This window comes from Chrysiogenia bacterium (genome assembly GCA_020434085.1).
In the GTDB taxonomy this organism is placed as follows: Bacteria; JAGRBM01; JAGRBM01; order JAGRBM01; family JAGRBM01; genus JAGRBM01.
Genome location: JAGRBM010000071.1, coordinates 1 through 3,602, shown reverse-complemented (window position 1 = coordinate 3,602; position 3,602 = coordinate 1). Strand labels below are relative to the sequence as shown.

Sequence of the window (3,602 nt, the reverse complement as noted above, 5' to 3'; positions counted from 1 at the left end):
ATCGACACCGGTGACGCGGCAGCCTCGTTCCTGCAGCGCCAACGCGTAGTAGCCCGCGCCGCAGGCGGCGTCGATCACACCTTCGCCAGCGCGCGGTGCGAGCAGTTCGAGCACAGCCGCACGCTCGCGCGAACGCACACGCGCCCAGAGCCCGGACGCCGAGCGCTCGCCGTAACTGGCGGCCGCGGCCTCAAAGTGGGATTCCACCGAAGTCATGGGACAATCATAACGCCCGCGCGCGGCTGGGGTCTATCGGGGCTGCTGCGCATTTGTGATGGAAACCGGAATCAGGGGTCTGCGGGCTTTTCGGCCCGCCGGGGCGGATACGTCATATACACGAGGGAAGCATCTGCCTTCCGCACATAGACACCATAGATCTCGTGATGAAGGATCAGCGGCGAACAGGGCTGCCCGTCCTGCACGCACTTCCGCTCAAACTGGATGTAGATGCAGCTTCCGTGATCCCAGCCCATCCAGTTGATGTCGAATCCCTCATCGCCCACCAGGCCAATCTTGTCGAGAAGATATTTCCTGGCGCGGGCCAGATACTCGCTTCTGCGTTTCTTCGCTTCCTCGCGCGAGGGCAGCTCGCTTCCATCCTTGGGGATTTCGCATCCGGAGATGTAGGGATTCTCAACACGCCGAATATATCGGGGATCCCATTGGTCCAGCATGTGTTTTCCGCACTCATTACCCGCTTTTAATGACAGGAAGAGGCGCTTCACCACTTCGAAATCCCCAGGCATCAGTTTTCTGGTTCTGCCTCCAGGCTCCTCCCGGATTCCCCCGACTGCGTCGATCAGAACAATGCGCCCGTCCGCGAACTGCACCTTCGCACGAGTGCGCTTCTCCGCGAATTCTCCATCTGTTGCATTCCCGAATGCGGAACGGAGCGTGCGCAACTCATCCGAATCGGCATCGAACTCAAAGACGCAGTTCCATTTTTCCGCGATCTGTTCAAAGGAGTCGGAAGTGGGTCGTTGGTCCTCTGCCCACGCGTAATAGATTGTGGCTCGCGAGACGGGCGCGGGTTCGGCTCCACCGGCATTCGCGAACCCGGCTGGCACGAGGAGAGCGAGTAAAACAACCAGCCCCGCGCTCAATGCGTGACGACTTTCCATTCTAATCTCCTGTCGCCTTTGCAGCCGGACACGAAATGCTCACCGGCGGGCCGATGGCGGCGTCCTGATAGCCGTGTGATTCGTGCAACGCCATGGCGAGCTTGCCGGAGGGATCGCGCCAGCGCAGCAGCGGGTGCAGGCTGAGCAGGCAGCCCCCGCGCGCGGCGATCCACTGGGGCCAGCGCGCGAGTTCCTGCTCGGTCAATGCGTGAGCGAGCGTGCCGCCCGCGTGCAGGGTGAAGCTGCCCGTCTGGGCGACGGCCTGCAGGTGCGCGGCCGCATCGGGCGCGGCGGCGGCGAAAACCCCGGCGGCCTCGCCGGGATGAACGTAGAGCTCCTCGCCCTTGGCAGCCTGCGCGCGCAGGCGCGCGACCGCCTGCTCGAAGTAGTGCGGATGCGCGGGGTGATTGCCCAACAGGATCGCCGTGCTGGATACCAGAATGAGCGGTCCCAGGCTTCCCGCCGCAATGGTCCGCAGCCACTGGGGCGCGGCCATCACGCCGGCAGCTACGAGCAGGAGCAGCCCCGGCACCACCGGCAGCAGGGCGCGCGAGAAGAGCGAGACCTCACCAAAGCGCGCCCACAATGCGAGCGAGAGCAGCATCGGCGCGACCGCGACGCTCCAGGCAACAAGCGCCGCCTGCTTTCCGCCCTGGGAGCGAAGACGCCGGTGACCCAGCACGCACAGCGCGATGATGAGCGCGGCCAATGCGTAAGAAGCAAGCTCCAGCAGCATCGGCGGCGTTCCCTGCCAGAGCCACACGCCCACCTGCGCGATGAGATCTGTGAGCACGCCGGCCGGCGCAAAGCGGATCGAATCGAAAACCAGGGTGCCGACCACTTCGGAGAAGTAACTCGACGCGCCCTGCTGCGTTCCCCACGGCGCGCTCACCCAGACCACCACAATGAGGAGCGGCACCTGCGAGAGTGCGAGATAGACGCGGGTCTTCGGCGGAAGCTCGCGCCCGCCGAAAAGCAGGACACCGGTTGCCAGTGCCAGCCACCACGGCAGCAGGAACGAGCCGCCCAGCAGAAAACCCAGCACGCCGGTGAGCGCGGCGATGGAGAGCAGGTTGATCGAAACCTCGCGCGTGCGTGCGAGCTCAAGCGCAAGACCCAACGCGAGCACGCCGAAGAAAGCGGCAAAGGCATATTCCTCTGCCTGGCGCGAATAGGCCAGATGCAGCGGCGAGAGACACAGCAGCCACGCGGCGATGAGCGAGATGTTTTTTGAAAAGTGCCGGCGCGAGATCTGGTAGAGCAGCGGCACGGCAAGCACGCCCGCGACGCCGGCCTGCAGGCGCAGCACCCAGGGCTCTCGCGTGATTGCGGCGAGCGCGCGCTCCATGATGACGTGCCCGGCCGCACCCACGTGACCGATGGCTGCCTCACGAAGCGTGAGCGAAGAATCGAGCGACCACAACAGCCGCTGGGCCTCGTCCCACGAGAGCGCTGATTGTCCTGGAATTGCCAGCCGCAACGCGGCCGCAACGAGGGTAAGGATCAGGAGGTTTCGCTGGTCGCTTCGGGTGAAGTCCATCACGGAAGTCATCATACACCCAATTTTTTCATGTCATTCTGAGCGTAGCGAAGAATCGGTTGGAGCCGGCTTGGACGCGATTCTTCGGGTCGCGATGCGCCCCTCAGAATGACATCCGGCTTGATCACCCCGGCACTAGTCTCCAATGGGAAGGGTGATCGTGAAGGTGGTGCCCTTGCCGATGGCGCTGTCGACCTCGATGGTCCCGCCGTGCTGATCGACGGCGCTCTTTACCTGCGCAAGGCCAAGGCCCGTGCCGTTTTCCTTGCCGAAGGTAACGAAGCTCTCGAAGAGCCTGGGCCGGATTTCCTCGGGAATGCCGCCGCCGGTATCGGTGAATCGGAAACGCACGTTGCCCTCGCGCTCGGTCGTCGTGATGGTCAGCGTGCCGCCATCGGGCATCGCTTCCTTGGCGTTCTTCGCAAGGTTGTAGAAGGCGCGGCGGATCTTCGACTCGTCGACGCGAATCATGCCGCGGTAATCGAGATCGGTGCGGATCGCGATGTGATTTTCCTTGAAATCCTTTTCGAGGAAATTGACCATGTCCTCGACGAATTTCCCGACACCCATCTTCTTAAGCAGGATGTCGGTCTTGCCCTTGGCGAAGTCCAGGTGCGCGCGGATCATCTGGGTCAGACGATCGACCTCTTTCTTGACGATCTCGGAGAATTCTTCGCGTTCCTTGGCGTCGCAGTCGGGAAGCCCCATCAGCTCGACAAAGCCCACGATGCTGGTCATCGGGGTCTGCATGTCGTGCATCAGGCCCGAGATCATCTGGCCGATGGTCGCCAGACGCTCGTTGCGCTCCTGTTCGGTGCGAAGCTGGGTGACGTGAACGGCCTTGGCCACCTGCGAGCCAATGAGTTGCAGGAGCTTGGCGTCGTCCTGGGTAAAGGACTCGTCGAGCGGCTTGCCGTTTTCATCGACCTTGTTGATGAGCT

Annotated in this window: 4 protein-coding genes; all 4 read right to left on the bottom strand. The window is 63.0% G+C overall.

Translation table 11 applies throughout. The features are described 5' to 3' along the window. Positions 1-216: hypothetical protein (locus tag KDH09_02435; protein MCB0218528.1), on the bottom strand; the 216-nt coding region annotated here is incomplete at its 3' end. 71 nt (positions 217-287) lie between these two features. Beyond that, positions 288-1,121, bottom strand: a complete 834-nt coding sequence (locus KDH09_02430) for a hypothetical protein (protein ID MCB0218527.1) — start codon at positions 1,119-1,121, stop codon at positions 288-290. Position 1,122: 1 nt separating this feature from the next. Then, on the bottom strand, positions 1,123-2,676 hold the full coding sequence (locus KDH09_02425; protein ID MCB0218526.1) for a glycosyltransferase family 39 protein: 1,554 nt from the start codon (positions 2,674-2,676) through the stop codon (positions 1,123-1,125). Positions 2,677-2,796: 120 nt separating this feature from the next. Beyond that, the coding region (locus tag KDH09_02420; protein MCB0218525.1) for a HAMP domain-containing histidine kinase at positions 2,797-3,602 on the bottom strand (806 nt) is incomplete at its 5' end.